At 67.6% G+C, this 21,927-nt stretch carries 17 protein-coding genes; 5 read left to right on the top strand and 12 right to left on the bottom strand.

What is annotated here, in order from left to right:
• Window positions 1-618 precede the first annotated feature (618 nt).
• Window positions 619-3,555 carry a vitamin B12-dependent ribonucleotide reductase gene (locus AB0E69_RS40990; RefSeq protein ID WP_360159772.1) on the bottom strand — a complete coding sequence of 979 codons (2,937 nt, stop codon included), beginning with the start codon at window positions 3,553-3,555 and terminating at the stop codon, window positions 619-621.
• A gap of 105 nt (window positions 3,556-3,660) precedes the next feature.
• Window positions 3,661-4,152 (bottom strand): transcriptional regulator NrdR, encoded by a 492-nt coding sequence (gene nrdR, locus AB0E69_RS40985; RefSeq protein ID WP_360159770.1) that lies wholly within the window; start codon window positions 4,150-4,152, stop codon window positions 3,661-3,663.
• A 337-nt stretch (window positions 4,153-4,489) separates the two neighbouring features.
• Here nrdR and AB0E69_RS40980 point away from each other — a divergent pair, with 337 nt between their 5' ends.
• Window positions 4,490-5,440 (top strand): nucleoside hydrolase, encoded by a 951-nt coding sequence (locus tag AB0E69_RS40980; protein ID WP_360159768.1) that lies wholly within the window; start codon window positions 4,490-4,492, stop codon window positions 5,438-5,440.
• Here AB0E69_RS40980 and AB0E69_RS40975 read toward each other — a convergent pair.
• Complete coding sequence (locus tag AB0E69_RS40975) at window positions 5,433-6,017, bottom strand: TetR/AcrR family transcriptional regulator (RefSeq protein WP_360159766.1); 585 nt, start codon at window positions 6,015-6,017, stop codon at window positions 5,433-5,435. The two genes, AB0E69_RS40980 and AB0E69_RS40975, sit on opposite strands and share 8 nt — an antisense overlap.
• A 73-nt stretch (window positions 6,018-6,090) precedes the next feature.
• Between AB0E69_RS40975 and AB0E69_RS40970 the strand changes: the two genes are divergently transcribed.
• Window positions 6,091-6,654: a GNAT family N-acetyltransferase gene (locus AB0E69_RS40970; RefSeq protein ID WP_360159764.1), complete on the top strand. Its 564-nt coding sequence runs from the start codon at window positions 6,091-6,093 to the stop codon at window positions 6,652-6,654.
• A gap of 9 nt (window positions 6,655-6,663) precedes the next feature.
• Here AB0E69_RS40970 and AB0E69_RS40965 read toward each other — a convergent pair whose 3' ends face one another.
• Window positions 6,664-7,188: a LysM peptidoglycan-binding domain-containing protein gene (locus AB0E69_RS40965; protein WP_360159762.1), complete on the bottom strand. Its 525-nt coding sequence runs from the start codon at window positions 7,186-7,188 to the stop codon at window positions 6,664-6,666.
• Between the two features lie 369 nt (window positions 7,189-7,557).
• Here AB0E69_RS40965 and lexA point away from each other — a divergent pair, with 369 nt between their 5' ends.
• A complete protein-coding gene (gene lexA / locus AB0E69_RS40960; protein ID WP_360159760.1) occupies window positions 7,558-8,328 on the top strand; it encodes a transcriptional repressor LexA in 771 nt (256 codons plus the stop codon).
• Window positions 8,329-8,376: 48 nt separating this feature from the next.
• Complete coding sequence (locus AB0E69_RS40955) at window positions 8,377-8,886, top strand: glutathione peroxidase (RefSeq protein ID WP_360159758.1); 510 nt, start codon at window positions 8,377-8,379, stop codon at window positions 8,884-8,886.
• Between the two features lie 261 nt (window positions 8,887-9,147).
• Here AB0E69_RS40955 and AB0E69_RS40950 read toward each other — a convergent pair whose 3' ends face one another.
• The 8 genes from AB0E69_RS40950 to AB0E69_RS40915 all read right to left on the bottom strand — a co-directional run bounded on the left by AB0E69_RS40950 (window position 9,148) and on the right by AB0E69_RS40915 (window position 19,239).
• The gene (locus AB0E69_RS40950) at window positions 9,148-9,459 is read right to left on the bottom strand and encodes a hypothetical protein (RefSeq protein ID WP_360159756.1); all 312 of its coding nucleotides are present in this window, start codon (window positions 9,457-9,459) and stop codon (window positions 9,148-9,150) included.
• A gap of 92 nt (window positions 9,460-9,551) precedes the next feature.
• Window positions 9,552-10,517, bottom strand: a complete 966-nt coding sequence (ligD, locus tag AB0E69_RS40945) for a non-homologous end-joining DNA ligase (protein ID WP_360159754.1) — start codon at window positions 10,515-10,517, stop codon at window positions 9,552-9,554.
• Entirely contained in the window at window positions 10,514-12,511 is a 1,998-nt protein-coding gene (locus AB0E69_RS40940) for an ATP-dependent DNA helicase (protein ID WP_360159752.1), read from the bottom strand. Before AB0E69_RS40940 ends, ligD begins: the two co-directional genes overlap by 4 nt.
• A gap of 91 nt (window positions 12,512-12,602) precedes the next feature.
• Window positions 12,603-13,532: a bacteriocin fulvocin C-related protein gene (locus AB0E69_RS40935; protein WP_360159750.1), complete on the bottom strand. Its 930-nt coding sequence runs from the start codon at window positions 13,530-13,532 to the stop codon at window positions 12,603-12,605.
• Window positions 13,533-13,659: 127 nt separating this feature from the next.
• Window positions 13,660-15,960 carry a protein translocase subunit SecD gene (gene secD / locus AB0E69_RS40930; RefSeq protein ID WP_360159748.1) on the bottom strand — a complete coding sequence of 767 codons (2,301 nt, stop codon included), beginning with the start codon at window positions 15,958-15,960 and terminating at the stop codon, window positions 13,660-13,662.
• A 773-nt stretch (window positions 15,961-16,733) separates the two neighbouring features.
• A complete protein-coding gene (locus AB0E69_RS40925) occupies window positions 16,734-16,940 on the bottom strand; it encodes a hypothetical protein (RefSeq protein WP_360159746.1) in 207 nt (68 codons plus the stop codon).
• 560 nt (window positions 16,941-17,500) lie between these two features.
• Complete coding sequence (locus AB0E69_RS40920) at window positions 17,501-18,130, bottom strand: response regulator transcription factor (protein ID WP_360159744.1); 630 nt, start codon at window positions 18,128-18,130, stop codon at window positions 17,501-17,503.
• On the bottom strand, window positions 18,127-19,239 hold the full coding sequence (locus AB0E69_RS40915; RefSeq protein WP_360159742.1) for a DUF5931 domain-containing protein: 1,113 nt from the start codon (window positions 19,237-19,239) through the stop codon (window positions 18,127-18,129). Before AB0E69_RS40915 ends, AB0E69_RS40920 begins: the two co-directional genes overlap by 4 nt.
• 192 nt (window positions 19,240-19,431) lie before the next feature.
• Between AB0E69_RS40915 and AB0E69_RS40910 the strand changes: the two genes are divergently transcribed.
• On the top strand, window positions 19,432-21,801 hold the full coding sequence (locus AB0E69_RS40910) for an immune inhibitor A domain-containing protein (RefSeq protein ID WP_360159740.1): 2,370 nt from the start codon (window positions 19,432-19,434) through the stop codon (window positions 21,799-21,801).
• Window positions 21,802-21,927 lie beyond the last annotated feature (126 nt).

Genomic DNA, 21,927 nt, shown 5'->3' with positions numbered 1-21,927 from the left:
CGGGCTGAAGACGCACCTCGGCCCCCGGGGGAAGTGGGAAGTTCCCGGGGGCCGTGGTGCTTGCAGCTATGGGGGTCGCCTCGCCGCGACTGCACTGATCGCAGTTCCCGCTCATGGGCCCGGCGCTCTGCCTAACTACTTCTTCTTTCGGCTCGGCGTCTGCGAGAGCGCGCTGGCTGCAGCCGAACGCTCAACAGGCGTCGAGCTCGGGTTCGAGAGCGTTCGCCCAGCGGCTGACGCAGCCCTCGTGCCGGTCTGACTACGGTCGCCCGTCTGCGCAAGAGCGCTCGCGGCGGCCGAACGCTCAGCGCGAGTCGATTTCGAGCTGGATAGCGTCCGCGAAGCAGCCGACGCGGCCCTGGGGCTTGTCTGACGTTTGTTGGTGGCCACCTTTCACCTCCCGGTCATTGTCATAGGATCGGACGGTTTTCACGCAGGTTCTAAGCCACGCAATGACGCCGTCCAGACCAACCCCCGGTCCAGCTACCCATGCAGCTGGCCCTGAGTTCTCGTGTCGTGTCGTTCCTGACGTTATGTAGTTTTCAGACGGGCGCCTCGGCTGGTGAAATCGCCGAGGCACCCATTACTGTCTGATCACCGACCGCAGGCTCGTGCCAGTTAGCTGCAGCCGGAGGTGCTGCCGCAGCCTTCGCAGACGTAGCAGGAGCCGCTGGGGCGCATCTTGGTGCCGCAGGTGAAGCAGAGGGGGGCGTCGACCGAGGTGCCGGTAATGAGTTCGAGCATCTCGGCGGTGGTGTGGGCCTCGCCCTTGATCGGCTTCGCCGCGGCCACGTCGGCCGGCTTGGCGTCAGCGTCGGCAGCGGCATCGACCGAGGCGGTCGAGGTGGATTCCGGCGCCGGGTCGACCGACTTCAGTGACTCGGCCTCGGAGACCTCGACCGGTGCCGGCTCGTAGGAGCCGGTGTCGAGCTGCCGGGACCGCTCCTCCGCCGAGTAGATGCCCAGAGCAGCCCGCTCGTCGAAGGGCAGGTAGTCCAGCGCAAGGCGGCGGAAGATGTAGTCCATGATCGACTGCGCCATCCGGACGTCCGGGTCGTCGGTCAGACCGGCCGGCTCGAACTTCAGGTTGGTGAACTTCTGGACGTAGGTCTCCAGCGGTACGCCGTGCTGGAGCGCGATCGAGATCGCGATCGAGAAGGCGTCCATCACCCCGGCCAGGGTCGACCCCTGCTTGCCCATCTTCAGGAAGACCTCGCCCAGGCCGTCGTCCGGGTAGGAGCCGGCGGTCATGTAGCCCTCGGCGCCACCGACCGCGAACGACGTGGTCCGCGACGGCCGCGACTTCGGCAGGCGCTTCCGGGTCGGCCGGTACTCGATGACCTTCTCGACGATCTTCTCGGCAACAGCGGCCTGGGAAGCGACCGCGTCCTCGGCCGCGGCGGCCTTCTTCGCCTTCGCGTCCGCCAGCGGCTGACCGACCTTACAGTTGTCGCGGTAGACCGCGAGCGCCTTCAGGCCGAGCTTCCAGCCCTGGAAGTAGACGTCGGCGATCTCCTCGACCGTCGCGGTCTCCGGCAGGTTCACCGTCTTCGAGATCGCGCCGGACAGGAACGGCTGCGCGGCCGCCATCATCCGCACGTGCCCCATCGGCTTGATCGCGCGCTCACCCATCGCGGTGTCGAAGATCTCGTAGTGCTCCGGCTTCAGGCCGGGCGCGTCGACGACGTGACCGTGCTCCGAGATGTACTCGACGATCGCCTCGATCGTCTCCTCGGTGTAGCCGTACTGCCGCAGCGCGCGCGGCACGGTCTGGTTGACGATCTGCATCGAGCCGCCACCGACGAGCTTCTTGAACTTCACCAGCGAGAAGTCCGGCTCGATCCCGGTGGTGTCGCAGTCCATCATGAAGCCGATGGTGCCGGTCGGCGCGAGCACCGAGGCCTGCGCGTTCCGCCAGCCGTTCTTGGCGCCGGTCTTCAGGACGCCGTCCCAGGCCGCGGTCGCGTGCTTGTGCACGTCCTTGTCGATCTCGTGGATGGTGCGGATCGCGTCGTTCGCCGCGGCGTGCTTGCGCATCACCCGGGTGTGCGCGTCCTTGTTCCGCTCGAAGCCGTCGTACGCGCCGACGATGCCGGCCAGCTCGGCCGACCGCTTGTACGACGTACCCGTCATCAGCGAGGTGATGGCGCCGGCCAGCGCGCGACCGCCGTCGGAGTCGTACGCGTGGCCCGTTGCCATCAGCAACGCACCGAGGTTCGCGTAGCCGATGCCGAGCTGCCGGTACGCCCGCGTGGTGACGCCGATCGCCTCGGTCGGGAAGTCCGCGAAGCAGATCGAGATGTCCATCGCAGTGATGATCAGCTCGACCGCCTTGACGAACTTCTCCGAGTCGAACAGGTCGTCGTCGCGGAGGAACTTCAGCAGGTTCAGCGAGGCCAGGTTGCAGGACGAGTTGTCCAGGTGCATGTACTCCGAGCACGGGTTGGATGCGGTGATCCGGCCCGTCTCCGGCGTGGTGTGCCAGTCGTTGATCGTGTCGTCGTACTGCAGACCCGGGTCGGCGCAGGCCCACGCAGCCTGGGAGATCTTGTCGAACAGCTCCCGCGCGTCGACGGTCTCGATCACCGAGTTGTCGAGCCGCGCCCGCAGCCCGAACTCGCCCTTCTCCTCGACCGCGCGCATGAACTCGTCCGAGACCCGGACCGAGTTGTTCGCGTTCTGGTACTGGACCGAGGTGATGTCGCGGCCGCCGAGGTCCATGTCGAAGCCCGCGTCCCGGAGGATGCGGATCTTCTCCTCCTCGCGCATCTTGGTCTCGACGAACTCCTCGATGTCCGGGTGGTCGACGTCGAGGACGACCATCTTGGCCGCGCGCCGGGTGGCGCCACCGGACTTGATCGTCCCGGCGGACGCGTCCGCGCCGCGCATGAACGAGACCGGGCCGGAGGCGGTGCCGCCGCTGGACTGCAGCAGCTCCTTCGACGAGCGGATCCGGGACAGGTTCAGGCCGGCGCCGGAGCCGCCCTTGAAGATCAGGCCCTCTTCCTTGTACCAGTTCAGGATCGACTCCATCGAGTCGTCCACGGCGAGGATGAAGCAGGCCGACACCTGCTGCGGCGAGGACGTCCCGACGTTGAACCAGACCGGCGAGTTGAAGCTGAAGTACTGGTGCAGGAGCAGCCAGGTGAGCTCCTGCTCGAACACCTCGGCGTCGGCGGGCGTGGCGAAGTACGCGTGCTCCTCGCCGGCCTTGCGGTACGTCTTGACGACCCGGTCGAGGAGCTGCTTGAGGCTCCACTCGCGGTTGTCGTGCGCGACCGCGCCGCGGAAGTACTTCGTGGTGACGATCGTGGAGGCGTTCACGCTCCAGAAGTCGGGGAACTCGACCCCGCGCTGCTCGAAGACCGTCTCACCGGTCTTCCAGTTCTGCTGCACGACGTCGCGCCGCTCCCAGGTCACCTCGTCGTACGGGTGAACGCCCTCGGTGCTGAAGACGCGCTCGATGGTGAGTCCCGCGGGCGCGTTCTTGCGCCCCCGGAACCCGGCCGCCGACCTCTTGGTCGACCCCGAGTGGCCGGTCACCGTCTCTGTCATGGTTGCTCCTCGCCCTGTGTCTGGTACTGCCGCGGTCTGTCGGGACCGCACCCGTTGGAGTACTGCGGTAACGCAACTACGTGGAACTACTGCACTTCCCCCGGTTTACGTTTGCTGGGTCGGCTCCAGGCCCGGCTCGGTGCCCTGCGGCTCCTTCTCGGCGCGCAGCAGCGCGATCTCCGTCTCGAAGTCGTCGGCGGACTCGAACTGCCGGTAGACGCTCGCGAACCGCAGGTACGCGACCTCGTCCAGCTCCCGCAGCGGCCCGAGGATCGCGAGTCCGACCTCGTGCGCGGGAATCTCCGGCGAGCCGCTGCCCTTCAGCGCGTCCTCGACCTGCTGGCCCAGGCGGGCGAGCTGGTCGGCGTTCACCGGCCGGCCCTTGCACGCCTTGCCGACCCCGTTGATGACCTTCTCCCGGCTGAACGGCTCGGTCGCGCCGGAGCGCTTCACGACCGTGAGCTGCATCTGCTCCACGGTGGTGAACCGCTTCTCGCAGACCGGGCACTGCCGCCGGCGGCGGATCGCTCCGCCGTCCTCGGCCACCCGGCTGTCGACCACTCGTGAGTCGGCGTGCCGACAGTACGGACAGTGCACGACGAATCACTCCTTCCGAGCCCCACCGCGGGGGTGGGCTGTGGATCAGCCTGGGGACAACTTGTGTATGACCTGTGTGCAACCAACCACTACCTGTGGAAAATTACACCCGTGTAACCACTACATCTAGGGATCCTAGTTCGCTGCTCCGACAGTTTGCAAGCAGCCTGCGATCGCCCGCGCGTGTCTAGGTTTCAACAATCTCGCGGACGCGTGTACTCCCGCGTGGCGCCGTCCGAATGACCCTCCGGAGGCGCAAACTACGGCCTCCGAAAGCCGGGCCTGAGGGCCGCGCCGGGCGGGTGGACGCCAACCGCGGGATGTGAGGATGGCGGGCATGAAGCCGGTGATTCTTGATGTGGACACGGGGTTGGACGACGCTTGCGCGTTGCTGCTGGCGGCTCGGCATCCGGAGCTCGAGCTGAAGGCGGTGACCTGCGTCGGTGGGAACGTCGGGATCGACGACGTGGTCGTCAACACGCTGACCGTGCTCGAGGCGGCCGGGCGGACCGACGTACCGGTTGCTCGCGGGGCCGGCGTACCACTGCTGCAGCCGGTGCGGACCGCACCGCACGTTCACGGGGCGGACGGGCTTGGGGATCTTGACTGGCCGCGGTCGACGCGGGAGACAGATCCGCGGCATGCGGTCGAGCTGCTGCGCGACGTACTGCGGGACGCGGCGGCGAGCGGTGAACTGATCACGTTGATTCCGCTGGCGCCGATGACGAACATCGCGTTGCTGCTGCGGACGTACCCGGAAGCGGCGGCTGGGCTGCGCGAGATCGTCTTCATGGGTGGCGCCGCGGGGATCGGGAACGCGACCGCGTCGGCGGAGTTCAACATCTGGACCGATCCGGAGGCGGCCGCGGTCGTGCTGAGTGCGGCCGGCGAGCTCGGGATTCCGGTGACGATGTACGGGCTGGACGTGTTCTACGACGTCGTCGTGTCGCTGGAGCAGGCGAAGGGCCTCGGTGGATCGCCGTCGGCGGACCTCGCGCGGAAGCTGATCGAGAAGCGGAGCTCGTTGTACCAACGGGACGGCGCGAGCATCGGCGATGGCGGCGCCGTCTGCGCGGTGATCGATCCGTCGGGGCTGACGACGCAGCCTTTCCCGTTGCGGGTCGAGTTGTCGGGCAGCTGGTCGCGCGGGCGGACGATTGTGGATACGCGGGACTGGTCCGCTGATCTGACCAGCGATCCGCACGGGCAGGCGCCGACGACGGTTCAGGTGGCGACTGCGGTCGAGGGCGATCGGTACGCGGAGTTGTGGCTGAGTACGGTCAAGTAACCAGCTCGAGCAGGCGAGCGCGTACGCCGTACAGGAACAGGTCGAGGCCGTCTGCGAAGACGGCGGTGGTGGGTTCGGCGACCACCGCCGCGAGGCTCCAGCGGGCGGTGACCTCGAAGATGTGGCGCGCCTGATCGGCCGGTATGCCGAGTCGCACGAGGGCCTCGATCTGGACGCGTACCAGTTTGGCCCGGGAACCCTCGCCTTGGTCGCGATCGGGAGTCGCCGTGGCCTGGATGAGGGCGGCGAGACCCGGATGTGCGGCGTAGTAGTGGCGGAGCTCGAGCGAGCCGGTCCTGGTGAGCTCGATCCACTCGTCGACCGTCGTGAGGCGCTCGTACGCCGGAGTGTCCGCGGTGAACTGGTCGAACGCGTTGCGCGCGACGAGGTCGAGCAGCTCCGCCTTGTTGTGGACGTGGTGGTAGAGCGACGGGGCGCGGACGTGCAGGCGTTCGGCGACCGATCGCATGGTCAGGCCGTCGACGCCGTACTCGCGGATGACCTGCAAGGCCGCGTCCGCGATCGCGGCGGCGCTAATGCCGGCCGCTGCGTGCGAGGACGGGTCGCGTCTGGTCACGAATCTCATTGTGGGTGCTGGGGTGCGTGCTGTCTAATGGCGTTAGACAACCTGGTTGTGAGGACGGTGGCCTGTGTTCAAACCCGATTACCCCTTGCGGACCGAGCGGCTGGAGCTGCGGCCGCACCGGATGTCCGACCTGGACGATCTCTTCGCGTTCCACTCGATGCCGGAGGTGGTGCGGTACGTGCCGTGGCCGGTGCGGGACCGGGAGCAGACGCGGGTGGCGCTCGAGAAGAAGCTTTCGCAGGGCGAGCTGACCGAGGAAGGTCAGTGGCTGGTGCTCGCGATCGAGCTGCGGGAAACCGGGACGGTGATCGGCGAGGTGCTGCTGAAGTGGGAGAGCGAGGCCAGCCGGCAGGGCGAGATCGGGTTCGCGTTGCACTCGGACTACCAGGGGAAAGGGCTCGCGGCGGAGGCTGCGCGGGAGATGCTGCGGGTCGGGTTCGAGGAGCTCGGGCTGCATCGGATCGTCGGGGTTCTGGACGACCGGAATACTGCGTCGGCCCAGCTGCTCGAACGGCTGGGGATGCGGCGCGAGGCGCATTTCATCGATGCGCTGGTCTTCAAGGGCGAATGGACGAACGAGTACGTCTACGCGCTGCTCGAGGATGACTGGCGGGCCGCGCAGGGCTGACGCTTCGGATCAACGGGCGATGGGGATCTGGAGCGTCTGCCCGGGGGTGATGTCGGCGGGGCTGGACAGCTTGTTCAGGTCGGCGATCTTCTCGACGACGGTGGCCGGGTCCTGATTCGGGTTCGTCTGCTGGGCGATGGACCACAGCGTCTGACCGGGGGCCACCTGGACGGGCACGGTCTGGGAGAAGTCCGGCCCCGGCTGCAGCACGCCGGCGACCCTCAGGCCCAGGACCGCGACGGCGGATCCGAACACGAGCACCGAGACGACGGCCAGCAGCATCCGGCCGCGGCGGGTGAGTCGCAGCGCGGGCGCCTCGACCTCTGCCGCGCGGCGCGCCTGCGGCGAGGGACGGCGTACGGCGGTCGTCGTGGACTCGCGACCGAGGGACTCGCCGGAGCAGGCACGGACGGGGAGCGGCTCGGTGGTCGCACCCTGGATGCGCGGGCGGCGGCGCGGGGTGGTCGCGGGCGGTGCCACCTCAGGCGCCTGGCGCCCTGTCAGTGCGTCGGCCGCGAGAGCTGCTGTGCTCATCGGATCCTCCAGACCTCGTCAATCCACGTCCTGCGGTGTCAGAACCTTGTCTACCGGCCGCCTCCGACAGTTTCTGCGGAGGCGGCTTGTCCGACCGGCCCGAACACCTGTTCGATCGAACGCCTGTACGAATGATTAACCGACAGCCGCCCGTCGCGCAACCACTTCCAACGGCGACACGCCCAGGAAATTCCCGGGCCTCCCGGCGGCTCACGCAGGCCTTATAACCTGACACACGAACAAACGTGCGAACCGACACGCCTTCGAACAGATGTTTGAAGAATCTCAGAATTCGGTCTACGGTCGTCTCAGTCGAGCAAGCTTCGGCCGGTGCAGCAATCGCCGGCCCGACCCGAGGAGCAACCACCGATGGCCAGGACGCCGAGCGGTTCCAGCAAGGACGAGCGTGCAGCCGAGGTCGCGGACAAGACCGTGACCGAGCTGCCGGACGGCCCGGCCGACGCGACCGGCCTGACCCCGCGTCAGCGCCGCGTGCTGGACGTGATCCGCGACTCGGTGGACAGCCGTGGGTACCCGCCCTCGATGCGCGAGATCGGCGAGCGGGTCGGCCTGACCAGTTCCTCGTCGGTGTCCCACCAGCTCCGCGTGCTCGAGCAGAAGGGTCTGCTCCGGCGCGACCCGAACCGCCCGCGCGCGATCGAGGTGCGGTACCCGGGCGAGGCCGACGCGGCGGCCCGGCGTACGGCGCTGGGTTCGGTGCGGCAGACGGCGTACGACGAGACTGATGCCGGCGACGCGCACCCGGAGGCGGTGTACGTGCCGATGGTCGGTCAGATCGCCGCCGGTAACCCGATCCTCGCCGAGCAGCAGATCGAAGAGGTCTTCCCGTTGCCCAAGGCAATGGTCGGCGAGGGCACGCTGTTCATGCTGAAGGTCAAGGGTGAGTCGATGATCGACGCGGCCATCTGCGACGGCGACTGGGTGGTCGTGCGGCAGGAGCAGACCGCCGAGAACGGCGACATCGTGGCCGCGATGATCGACGGCGAGGCGACCGTGAAGACGTTCAAGAAGACCAAGACCGAGATCCTGCTGCTACCACACAACCCGGCGTTCGAGCCGATCGACGGGAAGGACGCGATCATCCTCGGGAAGGTCGTAACAGTTCTGCGCCGGGTCTGATATCTCAGACAGCGCGCAATCTCGCGCGAGTCGTGTCAGCATTGAGTCATGACGACTGTCTATGACTTCAGCGCGACGCGGATCGAAGGCAATGAACAGTCTCTTGCCGATTTCCGCGACCAGGTGCTCCTGGTGGTGAACACGGCGTCGCAGTGTGCCCAGACTCCGCAGTACAGTGGACTGCAGAAGCTCTACCGGACCTACCGCCGGCAGGGCTTCTCGGTGCTCGGCTTCCCCTGCGACCAGTTCGGCCACCAAGAGCCCGGTGACGAGAACGAGATCGCGAACTTCTGCTCGACGATCTACCACGTGACGTTCCCGATGTTCGCCAAGATCGAGGTGAACGGTTCGAGGACGATTCCCTTGTACAACTGGCTGAAACGCGAGCAGGGCGGCCTGCTCGGCGGCCGGATCAAGTGGAACTTCACCAAGTTCCTGATCGGCCGCGACGGCGGGGTGATCGCCCGCTACTCCCCGACCCACTCCCCCGAAAAACTCGCAGACAAGATCGAGGCAGCGCTCGCGGTCCCGGCCCCGTCCCGGGAATCGAACGACTGACTCAGAACCCGGTTTGGTGGCCGAGCGCAACGAAGTACCAAAGTGGTTCCGACGTTCGCCGGAAGCCCTTTTCTTCTGAGACAGTTGAACAGCTCGCGTCTCAACGCATCGCCACGTCACCGCATTCCGAACAATTTGCGCTGCATTCCGCATGTCTGAATCCTGCGCACACTCTTCTGCACATGAACATTCTTCGGCATCAGCACTGTCGATCGACGGTGGTGTCTGCACCTGCAGGTGCAGACACCACCGCTGCCGGTCTCAGCAGGTGTAGTAGGTGTACGCGTTCTGGACGTTCCAGCCGAGGCTGTGCCCCGCCCAGGACAGAACGCAGTCCCTGCCGATCGACCCGTTGGTGTAGATGATCCTGATCCCTGCGTTGAAGTTCGAGCAGTTCTGGTAGAAACTCCAGCCATCGCTATCTCTGGAGTAGCCGCACGGTGGGTACGGTTCCGCCGGCGCGGTCGCGGCGCGCGGTTCCCGGACGGGTACCGCCCCTGCGGGAGCTGCCGACAGGGGCGCAAGGGCACCCGCGGCCAGAACCACGGCGGTGGCGAGTACAGCCTTCTTCATCACGAGTTCTCCTTGGGTCAGGGGTCACTGACCCGTCGAACTCTCATCGAGAGGGGATTGGCGATCAACTGTTTCCAGGCGTGCCAAATGGCCTAGACGACTACCGATTCGGGGTTGATGTCTAGGCGGAGGCCTCGCCAGACGGGGTGGCGGAGGCGGTTGTCGGCGGCCCAGCCGGAGTAGGTCACTTCGGCTACCAGGGCTGGGTCGAGCCAGTGGGCCTGGCGACGGTCTGAGGTGGGGATGGTGGAGGGGTCGAAGGCTGGGGTGGGGATTTCCAGGCCGACCAGCTCGGCGGAGAGCATGTCCAAGGTGGCGAAGTCGAGGCCCGAGCCGACCTTGCCGATGAGGGTCAAGTCGCCGGACTCGGAGTACGCGGCGCAGTAGAAGGAGCCGATCCTGCCTTCGCGGTTGCCCTCGCCGGGGTGCCAGCCGCAGAGGATGACGTCGCGGGTCTGGACCGGCTTGATCTTGACCCAGTCGGCGCTACGCCGGCCGGGGAGGTACCGGGACTTGCGCCGTTTCGCGACCACGCCTTCGAGGCCGGTCGACGCGGACAGGTCGAGCGCGGCCGGGCCGGACGTGTACGCCGGCGGGATCTCCCAGAACGGGTCCCCGATGTCGAGCGAGTCCAGCAACCCCCGCCGGTCGTCGTACGTTGCTTCCAGCAACCACTTGCCGTCGAAGCGGAGTACGTCGAACAACCGGACCGATACCGGCACCTCGGTGATCAGGTGCCGCAGCTGCCGTGGATCGCGCACGTGCATCCGCCGCTGCAGCAGACCGAAGGACGGCGCGCCGTTCTCATCGAGCGTGACGATCTCACCGTCGAGTACGGCGGGCAGCCGCAACCCCGGCGCCTCCGCCAGCCCGATCAGCTCCGGATAGCCACCCGACACGTCCCGGCTGTTCCGCGACCACAGCCGGCAGACTCCCTCGTCGACCTCGGCGATGACGCGGATGCCGTCCCACTTCATCTCGTACGACCAGCCCGCCCCGGTGGGCATCTCCCCCAGCGCCGCCATCATCGGCAGCACGGGCGGACCGGCCGGACTCATGTTGTCTGCAATCGCTTCAGCGCACCGAGCACCTTCTCACGATCGGCGGTCGGCCACATCGGGGGCAAGGAGGCGCGCAGGAACGCGCCGTACCGCTGTGTGACGATCCGTGGGTCGAGGATTGCAACCACACCACGGTCAGTACTCCGGCGGATCAACCGCCCGGTCCCCTGCGCCAGCAACAAAGCTGCGTGCGTCGCAGCGACCGCCATGAACCCGTTCCCACCGGCCTCGTCGACCGCCCGCTGACGCGCCGCCATCAACGGTTCGTCCGGTCGCGGGAACGGCACCCGGTCGATGATCACCAGGTTGCAGGTGGATCCCGGTACGTCGATCCCCTGCCACAGCGACAACGTCCCGAAGAGCGAGGTCTCGGGATCGTCGACGAACTCACGTGCCAGCTCGCCCAGCTGCGCATCCCCCTGGCATAGCACGTTCAGATCGGTCGCCTCGCGAACGGCGGCCGTCGCCGCCTCGGCCGCTCGCCGCGACGAGAACAGCCCCAACGTCCGCCCGCCGGCAGCCGTCACGAGGTCGATGATTTCCTCGAACTGTTTCTTCCCCAGCCCGTCCCGGTGCGGCGGCGGCAGGTGCTTGGCGACATACAGGATCGCCTGCTTCTCGTACTCGAACGGGGACCCGACATCCAGCCCGCGCCACGGCAGCGGGGCCGTCTCGTCGTCGGAGTCGATCTCGGGCATCTCGTCGTCGTCATCGAGCTTGTCCGACGGCCGCAGGCCGACCTGCCGCGCGATCGAGTCGAAATCACCGCCAAGCGTCAGGGTCGCGGACGTGAGGATGGCGGTCCGGTCGCGCAGCACGAGCTCGCGGAGCAGGCCGGCGACCGTCAGCGGCGCGATCCGGAGCTCCCGCCCGAACCGCTCCCGGTCGATCATCCAGACCACGTCGTGATCGCTCAGCGCGGCCACCCGCTCGGCAACGTCGAAGATCTCCTTGACGGCGCCCTTCGACTGCCGCTTGGCGCCGTCCGGGTCGTCGTCCTTGTCGTCGGACTTCTTGTTCAGGTCGGAGTACATGCCCCGCGCCGCGTCGCGGACCAGCGCGGCCGCCTCGAGAACCGGTCCGTTGGCGGCCTCGATCCGCCCCTCGCGGGTGCCGTCGAGCGCGGCCCGGAGAGCGTCCGACGCATCGATCAGGTCGTCCGCCTTGTCGTCGTCCACGAACCGGCGCGCCCGCTTCGCCGCCCGCTCGACCATCTGCGGCGAGAGCTCGTCACCGGCCGCACCGGTCACCCGCGCCGGCAGCTCGTGCGCCTCGTCGACGATGATCACGTCGTGCTCGGGCAGGACGGTCCGATTCTCGAAGGCGTCGATCGAGAGCAGCGCGTGGTTGGTGATCACGATGTCGGCCTTGCGGGCCTGGTCCTTGGCCTTCTCGGCGAAGCACTCCTCGCCGTACGGACACTTCTGGGCGCCCAGGCACTCGCGCGCGGCGATCGCGACCTGCTGCCACGCCTGGTACTGATGCGACGGCGCGTGGTCGCGGTCCCCCGCCTCACCATCCGTCAGCTGCTTCTCGGCCCAGTCGCGGAGCTCCAGCACCTGACGGCCGACCTCCCCCGGCGGCGGAACGTCGATCAGCATCCCGTCCTCGTCGGGAGCTCCCTCGCGGATCCGGTGTAGGCAGGCGTAGTTGTTGCGCCCCTTCTGGATCGCGTACGACGGGCGCCGCGGCAGCAGCTTCTCCGTCGCGTCGAGCAGCGCGGGTACGTCGCGATCGACGAGCTGGGACTGCAGCGCAAGGGTCGCGGTGGAGACCACTACCCGGCGGTCCTCGATCGCATGCAGTAGCGCGGGCACGAGGTACCCGAGCGACTTCCCGGTGCCGGTCCCGGCCTGGACCAGGAGATGCGATCCGTCGTGCATCGCGGTGTCCACCGCTTGCGCCATCTCGACTTGCCCCGGCCGTGTCTGCCCGGCGATCCCCGCCACGGCCGCTTCCAGCAGATCCCGCACATCAACACCCACCGCCACACCCTAGCCCGCGCGACAGACAGATTCCTGCCGCGGCGGGCTGGCCTGTGGACAACCTACCGACGACACATGCTGTGGCCCCTGTAGCCCGTCATCCTCCACAGACGGAGATGCACGGCTGCGTCCAAAAGAGGCCACACCCGGAGTCCTGCCGGATGCAATAAACCGTGTTGCCGCAGGAGCTACAGGCGGTGAGAGTCGGCCGGCAGTCACACTTCATCGGCCACGGGTCCTGCGGCGTCATCCCGGCCGCTTCCGCCTGACCAAGCACACCGAAGGCGGCGTAGTTCATCGGTCGTCCGAGTACGTCGGCGGCCTCCAGTTCGAAGTCAGCCAGCAAGGCGGCCGGAGCCGCGTGGCCCGCCGGCGCGAACGCCTGCGGAATGAGAGCGTGCGCCCGATCGAGGAGAGCATGCTGCGCGCGGGTCAGCTGCGGATTGGCCACCCGGAAGTGGCGCACCTGCTCTTGCCACAGGTTGATCTTGGCCTCGGCAGGCAGCCGCTCGACGACGGCCTTGCGCAGGATCAGCGGCAGCTTGATCACCTCGGCATGAGTGGACGGCAGCACCGCCTGACCGGCGGCCCACTTCTCTGCCTCGGACCAGGTCATCCGCCGCCCGGCCGCCGCCATCGCGGGCGCGGCCAACCCACCGGACACCAGGAAGGCTCCCAAGGTCACCGCCGGGACCGCCTTCAGGAGCGCCCGCCGGTCACCACGGACCACGACGTCCGCCTGGTCAAGGGCACGCGCCACGGCGATCGAGCGCCGTACGCCGAGCAGCCGAACGAGCCGCAGCGACAATCTCGGCCCGGTCCACGCGCGGACTCGCTCGCCGTCGACTTCCAGCAGGGTCGGCACGAAAGGTACCTCCGCCCCCAGCGCGCGATGCCTGAGGTCGTGGATCCGCTCATCGTTGAGCCCGGCAACGGTGACCCGGTCACCGAGCACGGCGCCGATGCGCTCGATCACGTCGCTGCACTGACCACAGCCGGCGTCGAAGCCAAGAATCCATTCGGTCATACCTGGTTCTCCCATCGGGTTCGGGTCGACTGGACCCGAGAGGTCCAGACCGGAATTGCACGAACACCGAGTGTGATCGAACCGTCTCGCTCCGAACAATCCTTTCGATCGCGGTAGAAGTGCCGGATCAGACCACGGCGCCGCGGTCGGGTTGGGCGTCGCGGTCTACTTGGGGACGTTTCGGGCGTGGGGGTGGGGCTGGGTAGCGGCGTTCCAGTTCCAAGAGGAGCGGAGCGGCCGTCAGGTTCGACGAGTAGGTGCCGACCAGGATGCCCAGGAGCAGGGCGAGTGCGAAGTCGGACAGGGAGTCGCCGCCGAGGAACAGCAGCGCGGTGAGGATGAACAGCGTTGAGATCCCGGTGTTGATCGTCCGTGGCAGGACGTTGACGATCGCGGTGTCGATGACCGTGCCGAGCGTTGAGGTGGTGCGCGCGCTGCGCGTCTCCCGGATCCGGTCGAAGACGACCACTGAGTCGTTCACGGTGTAGCCGATGATCGTCAGGATTGCGGCCAGGAAGATCCCGTCGATCGGCTTCCCGGTCCACGCGAACACCCCGACCACGACCGCGACGTTCTGCAGCAACGCCAGTACGGCGCCCGCGCCGAAGGTCCACCGGAACCGCGCCGCGAGGTAGATCAGCTGCGCCAGCAGCGCGATCCCGAGCGCGATCAGCCCCTTGTTCCGCAGCTCCTCACCGAGCGACGGACCGATGCTCTCGTTCCGGATCAGCTGCGTCCCGCCGCCGATCTCCGAGATCGACTCGCGGATCTTCTCCGCCTCGTCGTCGCTGATCGTCCCGGTCCGCACGGTGATGTCGTCGGCTCCGGACGCCTGCACGACCGCGTTCGGGTACCCGGCTTCCGCGACCACGGCGCGAGCCTGGTCTGGTGTGATCTGCTGCGCGGTCGACACCTCGAGCAGCCGTCCCCCAGTGAACTCGATCCCCAGGTTCAGACCCCGTACGGCGACCCCGGCAACGCTGACCATGATCGCGATCGCGGTGATCACCAACCAGCGACGGCTGTGCTTCATCAACGACGGCTGCCGCGCCTCGAGCCAGGTACGCACGCGACCGTGACCGGCGATCCCGCTCAGGCCCGGTCGGCGCAGTACGAGACCACGCGAGACCACGAACTCCGCGAGTACGCGAGTGACAACCAGCGCGGACAGCATCGACGCGAGCACACCGATCGACAGCGTGACCCCGAACCCACGCACCGGGCCGGCGGCTAAGAAGAACAGCAGACCAGCGGCCAGCAGCGTGGTGATGTTGGAGTCCGCGATCGCGGACAGCGCGTTCTGGAAGCCGCTGCGCAGCGATCGGCGCAGGCCGTCGGTCCTCCCCGCTATGTAGTCCTCGCGGGCTCTTTCGAAGACCAGGACGTTCGCATCGACCGCCATCCCGATTGCCAGCACGAAACCGGCCAGGCCGGGCAGGGTGAGCGTGGCCCCGAGCGCGGTCAGGGCGGCGTACGACATCGCGGCGTACCCGATCAGGCCGACGACAGCCATCAGGCCGACCAGGCGGTACACGACGACGATGAAGAGTCCGGTCAGCGCGAGCCCGATGATCGCGGCGAGCGCGCTGGCTTGGATCGCGTCCTGACCCAGCGACGGTCCGACCGTGCGCTGGTCGATGACCTCAACCGGTACGGGGAGCGCGCCACCGGAGATCAGCGCGGCGAGATCCTTCGCCTCCTCCTCGGTGAAGACGCCGGAGATCGTCGTGCTGCCGCCGGTGATGCCGACGTTGCAGAGCTGGTTGCCGCCGTTCGGGTCGACCTGCGGAGAGCTGATGATCTCGTTGTCGAGCACGATCGCGATCAGCCGCCGCGGCGTGTTGACCGGGTTGCATGCGGCCTTGCCGGTGATGCTCGACCAGATCTTGCCGCCGTCGCCCTTGAAGTTCATCTCGACGAACCAGCCCTGCCCGACCTGCTGCGGGTCGAGCCGACCTTCGGCGCCCGAGACCAACTCGCCGGTCATGGCCGGCTTAGCGAGCTTGAGGATGCCCTGACCGCTCTCACTCGGCAGGTAGAGGTCCCCGGCCGCGGGCTTGGCAGGCTTGGTCGCGACCTGGTCGAGCACCTCGTGGAAGGTCAGTTGGGCGGTCTTGCCGATCACCTTCGCCGCCTCGCGCGGATCCTGTACGCCGGGCAGCTCGACGATGATCCGGTTCTCGCCCTGGCGGGTCACGTTCGGCTCGCTGACGCCGAGCGCGTCGATCCGCCGGTGCAGGACCTGCGTGGCCTTGTCGGTGGTCTCCTTGTTCGCCTTCACCGTCGGCGAGTCCTTCGCCTCCAGCACGATCTGGGTGCCGCCGCGCAGGTCAAGACCGAGCTGCGGTTTGGCGGTCAGCGTGACGAACGTTGCCCCGGCGAGGACAAGGAACGCGAGCAGAGCACGGACGAGGGACGACCGGTTCACCGAAAGCCTCCGGAGGTGGGCACCCGCACTACGGGTGTCGTGACAGAGAGCATCCACGCGAGCGTGGACGCACAGTGTATGGAGCCCATTCAACCCATACACACAAGCGACCGGATCGCATTAGTGGGCGATGTAAAAGCGACTGGGTCGCGGTTGGTAGACCCACGCTCGCTACGCAGGCGCTACGTTCGTCGCTCCGCTCCTCACCGCGCCTGCTTCTCGAGCTCCCACCCACCCCCGGCTTAGCGCCGTACTTTCCGCTGCGCGGGGCATCCGCTGCGCGGGGCCACCGGCTGGCGCCGGTGTTGCCGGCTGCCGCCGGCGGGTTGCGAGCTAGCTGTTCTATGCCGTGAGGTTGGTGGCGGCTGACGCCGCAGGTTGCGGGCTGCCGACCGCGGGTGAGTGCTCCGGGCTGGCGTCCGTGAGTAAGCCGGCGGTGGTGCGTGGTGCTGTGATGCACCTCCAGCCGAGTCGGCCGCCGACAACTCCACAGGTACAGCCGGCGCGGTTCACTCGTACGGTTACCCTCTCGAGTGGTCGGTTCACCCCTGGTATACGAAGGGTGAACGGACCACCCGAAGGGTTAACCTCTTGGCCGGCGACAGCGCTGTTCTATGCCGTGAGGTTGGTGACGCCGTTGGGGGTGCGGGTGGCTCGGGGTTGTCCTTGGAGTGCGGTTTGGGGGCGGTAGGGCCGGGTTCGTTTGTGGCGGGTGGTGGTTGTGGCCAGGGCTGCGGTGAAGGCCAGGGAGCGGTAACAGGCGCCGTTGTCGGTCAGCACTCGCTGGATCTTCGTAGTTCATGGTCGGGTCGGCCTTTGGCATTTTTCGGTTGTTCGCGCAGATAGAGCGCAGCGATCGTGTTGTCGAACGGCCCCGCCAGCAGCGCGTCGACGAGGTCGTCTACCTGCTCTGGCGTTGTGATGATGACCGGATCCTTCCCGTGGCCGTGCCGGTAGTAAGCCTCAATCGTGTAGCTCATACGGTTGGTTTCTCGCGGGGCGATTCGGGATATGTCTTCTTGAAGTTGTTCGGCCCGTAGACCGTCAGCTTGGCACCATCGGGGAGGAACTGTTCCAGATTCTCGTCACAGACGTACGGACCTTCGAGGGGCTCCTGACTGAAGGTGCTCAGCAGAAGAGCCGAACAGCATTTCTCCCGCCGGCGCGAGCCTCTTGCGAGACCAGCGGCCGGGGTCGAACGGTAGCTCGTGAAGCAGGCGCGGTGAGGAGCGGAGCGACGAACGTAGCGGCTGCGTAGAGAGCTCGTGGTCGTGGGCGGTAGCCGCGAACACGTGCTCGATGCGGAAGGGCGGCCGACGTAGAACGCCCGCGAGCGGCAGCTCGCAACACGCCGGCGGCGGCCGGCAACACGCCCCGGCGGTAGCCGGAAGCCCCGCGCAGCGGGAAGACCCGGCGGTAGCCGGAAGCCCCGCGCAGCGGAGATACGGCGCTGAGCCGGGGGTGGGTGGGAGCTCCTGGAGCGGGCGCGGTGAGGAGCGGAGCGACGAGCGTAGCGGCTGCGCAAGGAGCGTGGGGCTGCTTACTCGTCGAGGCCGTGTTCTATCGCGTAGCGGACCAGTTCGGCGCGGTTGTGGAGTTGGAGTTTGCGGAGGGTGTTTTGGACGTGGTTCTCGACTGTGCGGTGGGAGAGGACCAGGCGGGTGGCGATTTGTTTGGCGGTGAGGCCTCGGGCTACCAGGCGGAGGACCTCAGTCTCGCGGTCGGTCAGTTGGGGTACCTCGGGGCCCGGGCCGAGGCGGCGGTACTCGCCCAGGAGCAGGCCGGCCAGGCCGGCGCTGAAGATGGCGTCGCCCTCGGCGGTACGACGGACCGCGTCGTCGAACTCGTCCAGGGACGCGGACTTCACCAGGTACCCGGACGCGCCGTTCTTCACCGCGGCCAGTACGTCGTCCTGCTCGGCGCTGGCCGACAGTACGAGCACGCGGGTGTCCGGTAGCGCGGTCGTGATCTCGCGCGTCGCGTCGACCCCGGAGCCGTCGCCGAGCTGCAGGTCCATGACCACCACGTCCGGACGGGTCGCCAGCGCGATCTTCACCGCGCTCGCCACGTCCGCGGCCGTCGCGCAGACGTCGTACCCGCGGCTGCCCAAGTCGCGCGCGACGCCTTCGCGCCACATCGGGTGGTCGTCGACGATCATCACCCTCGTCATACCTTCAGCTCCCACTCGGTTCCCTCGCCCGGCGCGGTCCGGACGGTCACGCTGCCGCCGAGATCGATGATCCGGCCGCGGATCGACTCGCTCACCCCGAGATGTCCGTCGATGCGGGCCTGCTCGAGCCGGGCCGGCGTCGTACCGACTCCGTCATCGCGGACGGACACCACCACCGACTCGCCAAGGTCCTCGACGGCTACCCAGCAGCGAGCCTCGGGGCCGGCATGCTGCACAACGTTCAAGAGCGCCTCCTTGACCGCGGCAACCAGTTCGCCAGCCGTTGCGGCTGGCAACAAGACCTGAGTGGCCGGTACGACGACATCCACGCGAGTCGTGGCCAACGGCAACAACAACCCGCACAGGTCGGCCTGGTCGCCGTCGGCAACGGCCTGCCGGGCCGCCATCAAGGACCGCAGCGCCACCTCCTGCTCGGCGGCCAGCTGCGCGAGCTCGAGCGCCTCACCGCCGATCGCTGTACCGCGACGCTGCACCTGGGCCAGCACCTGCAGTACGCCGTCGTGGATCGAGCGACTGAGCCGCAGCCGCTCGGCGGTCGCGCTCTCGGCCGCGATCGCCTCGCGCAGCCGCGCTCCAGCCCGCTTCATGGTCGAGGCGGCGTACCCGACGACCAGACCGGCGACAAGCAGCAGTTGCACGTTGCTCAGGATCTTCGCGGCGTGGTCGACACCTCGCAGCGACAGCAGCGCCAGGCTGATAGTCGCTGCGCCGAGTAGACCGCCGTCGCGACCCCGAGAGATCGCGAGCGCGAGCACCGGACCGGCCGCCCAGACCGAGGTCAGCACGGAGGCGCCGGCGTGGATGTCCATCAGGGGTTGCGCCCAGAGCGTGGCGTACATGCAGCCGACCGTGATGACCAGGTCGGCGAAGGCCAGCCGCGTATTCCTCCGGCCCCAGCGCCGGCCGTAGCCGTACGACGAAATCACGGTCCAGACACCCATCACGACGAGCTGGAGCACGGCACCCAACGGCCGCACGATCCCGTCCCACCGGCTCCAGACGCCGAAGCAGGCGAAGGCCCACGTGATACCGCGGAACACGACCAGCGCACGCCACAGTGGCTGCAGCAGGTCCGTATCGCGCTCCATCCGGCCAGTCTGCCAACTCCGAGGGCTGCCGGGCGTGAGCCGTTCTACTCAAACCGCCCGGATGCAGGATTTCCCGCGCGTTTCCGCAATTTTCGGGGACCACTTCAGCGCCGGTGATTTTCCCCGTACTCTCGCGCAAACACGCTCGGGGGAGCTTCGATCACACCGCGTCACCAAACACGGAGGGGAATCGTGCGCAAGCTACCCGCCGGGCTGTTCAGCCTGGCTTTGGCAGCGACGACCGGGCTCGGCATCACCGCAGCCTCGGCCGGCACCGCCGCCACATCGCCCAAACAGGGTTCGGCGCCGATCGCCAGCGAAACCGCGCCGGCACCGGACGAGCTGTCCAGCCCGCAGGAGGACAAGCGCCGCGAGCTGCGGCAGGAGGCCCTGACCAAGGTCCTGAACGGCCAGGCCAAGCCGGAGCAGCGCAACGGCAGCACGGTCGTCAACCTCGGCGTCAAGGCCGCCGGTGCGAAGGGGACCAAGAACGCCAAGGGCAAGGTCGACCAGTACGTCGAGCTGTCCCGCGAGAAGACCGACCGGATCTTCGTGGTGCTGGCCGAGTTCGGCAACGAGCGCCACCCGAACTACCCGGACCAGGACACGGCTCCGACGGTTCCCGGCCCGGCCCGGTTCGACGGCCCGCTGCACAACCAGATCCCGGCCCCGAACCGCGCGGTCGACAACAAGACCATCTGGCAGGCCGACTACAACCAGCAGCACTACCAGGACCTGTACTTCGGCAACGGCAACTCGGTCAAGGAGTTCTACGAGAAGCAGTCGTCCGGCCGGTACTCCGTGTCCGGTGAAGTGACCGACTGGGTCAAGGTCAAGTACAACGAAGCGCGGTACGGCCGCTCCAACGGCTACCCGTGCGGCGGCAGCGTCTGCAACAACACCTGGAACCTGGTCCAGGACGCGGTCAACCAGTGGGTCACCGACCAGGAGGCGAAGGGCCGGACCAAGGCCCAGATCACCGCTGACCTGAAGTCGTTCGACCAGTGGGACCGCTACGACTACGACGGCGACGGCAACTTCAACGAGCCCGACGGGTACATCGACCACTTCCAGATCGTGCACGCCGGCGGCGACCAGGCCGACGGCGACCCGAACCAGGGTGAGGACGCGATCTGGTCGCACCGCTGGTCGGTCCAGTTCCCGGGCGGCCCGGCCAACTTCCCGAACGGTGGCGCCCAGATCGGCGACACCGGTCTGTGGGTCGGCGACTACACGATCCAGCCGGAGAACGGCGGCGTCGCGGTCTTCGCGCACGAGTACGGCCACGACCTCGGCCTGCCGGACGAGTACGACACCGCCGGCGGCGAGAACGGCGTCAACTGGTGGACCGTGATGGCCCAGAACCGGGTCAGCGCCGCGACCGATGGCGGCGTCGGCGAGCGGGTCGCCGACATGGGCCCGTGGGACAAGCTGCAGCTCGGCTGGCTCGACTACGAGCTCGTCAACTCCGGCCAGAACCGGACCGTCGAGGTCGGCCCGCAGGAGTACAACACCGCGAAGGCGCAGGGCCTGGTGGTGACGCTGCCGAAGAAGCAGGTCGAGCACCAACTGGTCCAGCCGGCCGTCGGGACGAAGTCCTGGTGGAGCGGTCAGGGCAACAACTTCACCCACACCATGAGCCGCCAGGTCACCCTGCCGGCCGGCCAGCCCGCGAGCCTCACCTTCCAGGCGAACTGGGACATCGAGGACTGCGGCCCGGACCCGTGTGACTACGCGTACGTCGACGTGAACGACGGCACCGGCTTCAAGACGGTCAAGGGCAGCATCACCAACGACGCCGAGGGCAACGGCATCGACGGCAAGAGCAACGGCTGGGTGCCGGCGACCTTCGACCTGTCGGCGTACGCCGGCAAGACGATCACGCTGCAGTTCCGCTACGCCACCGACCCGGCAGCGGGTGGGATCGGCTTCTTCGCCGACGACATCAAGGTGGCGTCGGGCTCGACCACGGTGGTGACATCCGGCGCGGAGACCTCCCCCGACGGCTGGACCCTGAACGGGTTCACCGCGGCCGGCTCGTCGTACACGACCCAGCACGACAACTACTACATCGCTGCGAACATCAACTACATCGACCACGACCAGTACCTGCGGACCGGGCCGTACAACTACGGCTGGTCGAGCACGCTGCCGAACAAGGTCGAGCACTTCCCGTACCAGGACGGCCTGCTGGTCTGGTACTGGGACACCTCGCAGGAGGACAACAACACCAGCGTCCACCCCGGCAGCGGTCTGATCCTGCCGATCGACTCGCACCCGACGCCGATCAACCGGATCGACGGCACGCTCTGGCGCCCCCGCGTCAGCGCGTACGACGCTCCGTTCGGCCTGGAGAAGGCGGACTCGGTCACCCTGCACGTCAACGGGCAGGCGAGCTACATCCGCGGCCAGAACGCCGTACCGACCTTCAACGACAGCAAGTCGTACTGGTCCGCGGACCTGCCGACGAGCAGCGTCAAGGTCCCGAACAACGGCGTGAACATCAAGGTTCTCTCCAAGACCGGGACCACGATGAGGGTCCAGGTCAGCAAGCGTAAGTAACCCCGCACCACGAAGCAGCCCCCGCCGAGTCTGAACCGCTCCCCAGAAGTTGGACTGAGAATTCAGTTCTGATTTCTGGGGAGCGTTCGTATGGATGGACGTAGTTCGTTGTCGGTGGGGCAACGT

The sequence above is a fragment of the Kribbella sp. NPDC026611 genome, assembly GCF_040638345.1.
Taxonomy (GTDB): domain Bacteria; phylum Actinomycetota; class Actinomycetes; order Propionibacteriales; family Kribbellaceae; genus Kribbella.
This window is presented reverse-complemented; position numbering and strand designations above follow the sequence as displayed.

Coding starts and splice junctions, on each gene's coding strand:
- AB0E69_RS40915 (WP_360159742.1), bottom strand. CDS start 19,239: ATGGAGCGCGATACGGACCTGCTGCAGCCACTGTGGCGTGCGCTGGTC.
- AB0E69_RS40965 (WP_360159762.1), bottom strand. CDS start 7,188: ATGAGCACAGCAGCTCTCGCGGCCGACGCACTGACAGGGCGCCAGGCG.
- AB0E69_RS40980 (WP_360159768.1), top strand. CDS start 4,490: ATGAAGCCGGTGATTCTTGATGTGGACACGGGGTTGGACGACGCTTGC.
- AB0E69_RS40990 (WP_360159772.1), bottom strand. CDS start 3,555: ATGACAGAGACGGTGACCGGCCACTCGGGGTCGACCAAGAGGTCGGCG.
- AB0E69_RS40950 (WP_360159756.1), bottom strand. CDS start 9,459: ATGAAGAAGGCTGTACTCGCCACCGCCGTGGTTCTGGCCGCGGGTGCC.
- AB0E69_RS40955 (WP_360159758.1), top strand. CDS start 8,377: ATGACGACTGTCTATGACTTCAGCGCGACGCGGATCGAAGGCAATGAA.
- lexA (WP_360159760.1), top strand. CDS start 7,558: ATGGCCAGGACGCCGAGCGGTTCCAGCAAGGACGAGCGTGCAGCCGAG.
- ligD (WP_360159754.1), bottom strand. CDS start 10,517: ATGAGTCCGGCCGGTCCGCCCGTGCTGCCGATGATGGCGGCGCTGGGG.
- AB0E69_RS40920 (WP_360159744.1), bottom strand. CDS start 18,130: ATGACGAGGGTGATGATCGTCGACGACCACCCGATGTGGCGCGAAGGC.
- AB0E69_RS40935 (WP_360159750.1), bottom strand. CDS start 13,532: ATGACCGAATGGATTCTTGGCTTCGACGCCGGCTGTGGTCAGTGCAGC.
- AB0E69_RS40925 (WP_360159746.1), bottom strand. CDS start 16,940: ATGAGCTACACGATTGAGGCTTACTACCGGCACGGCCACGGGAAGGAT.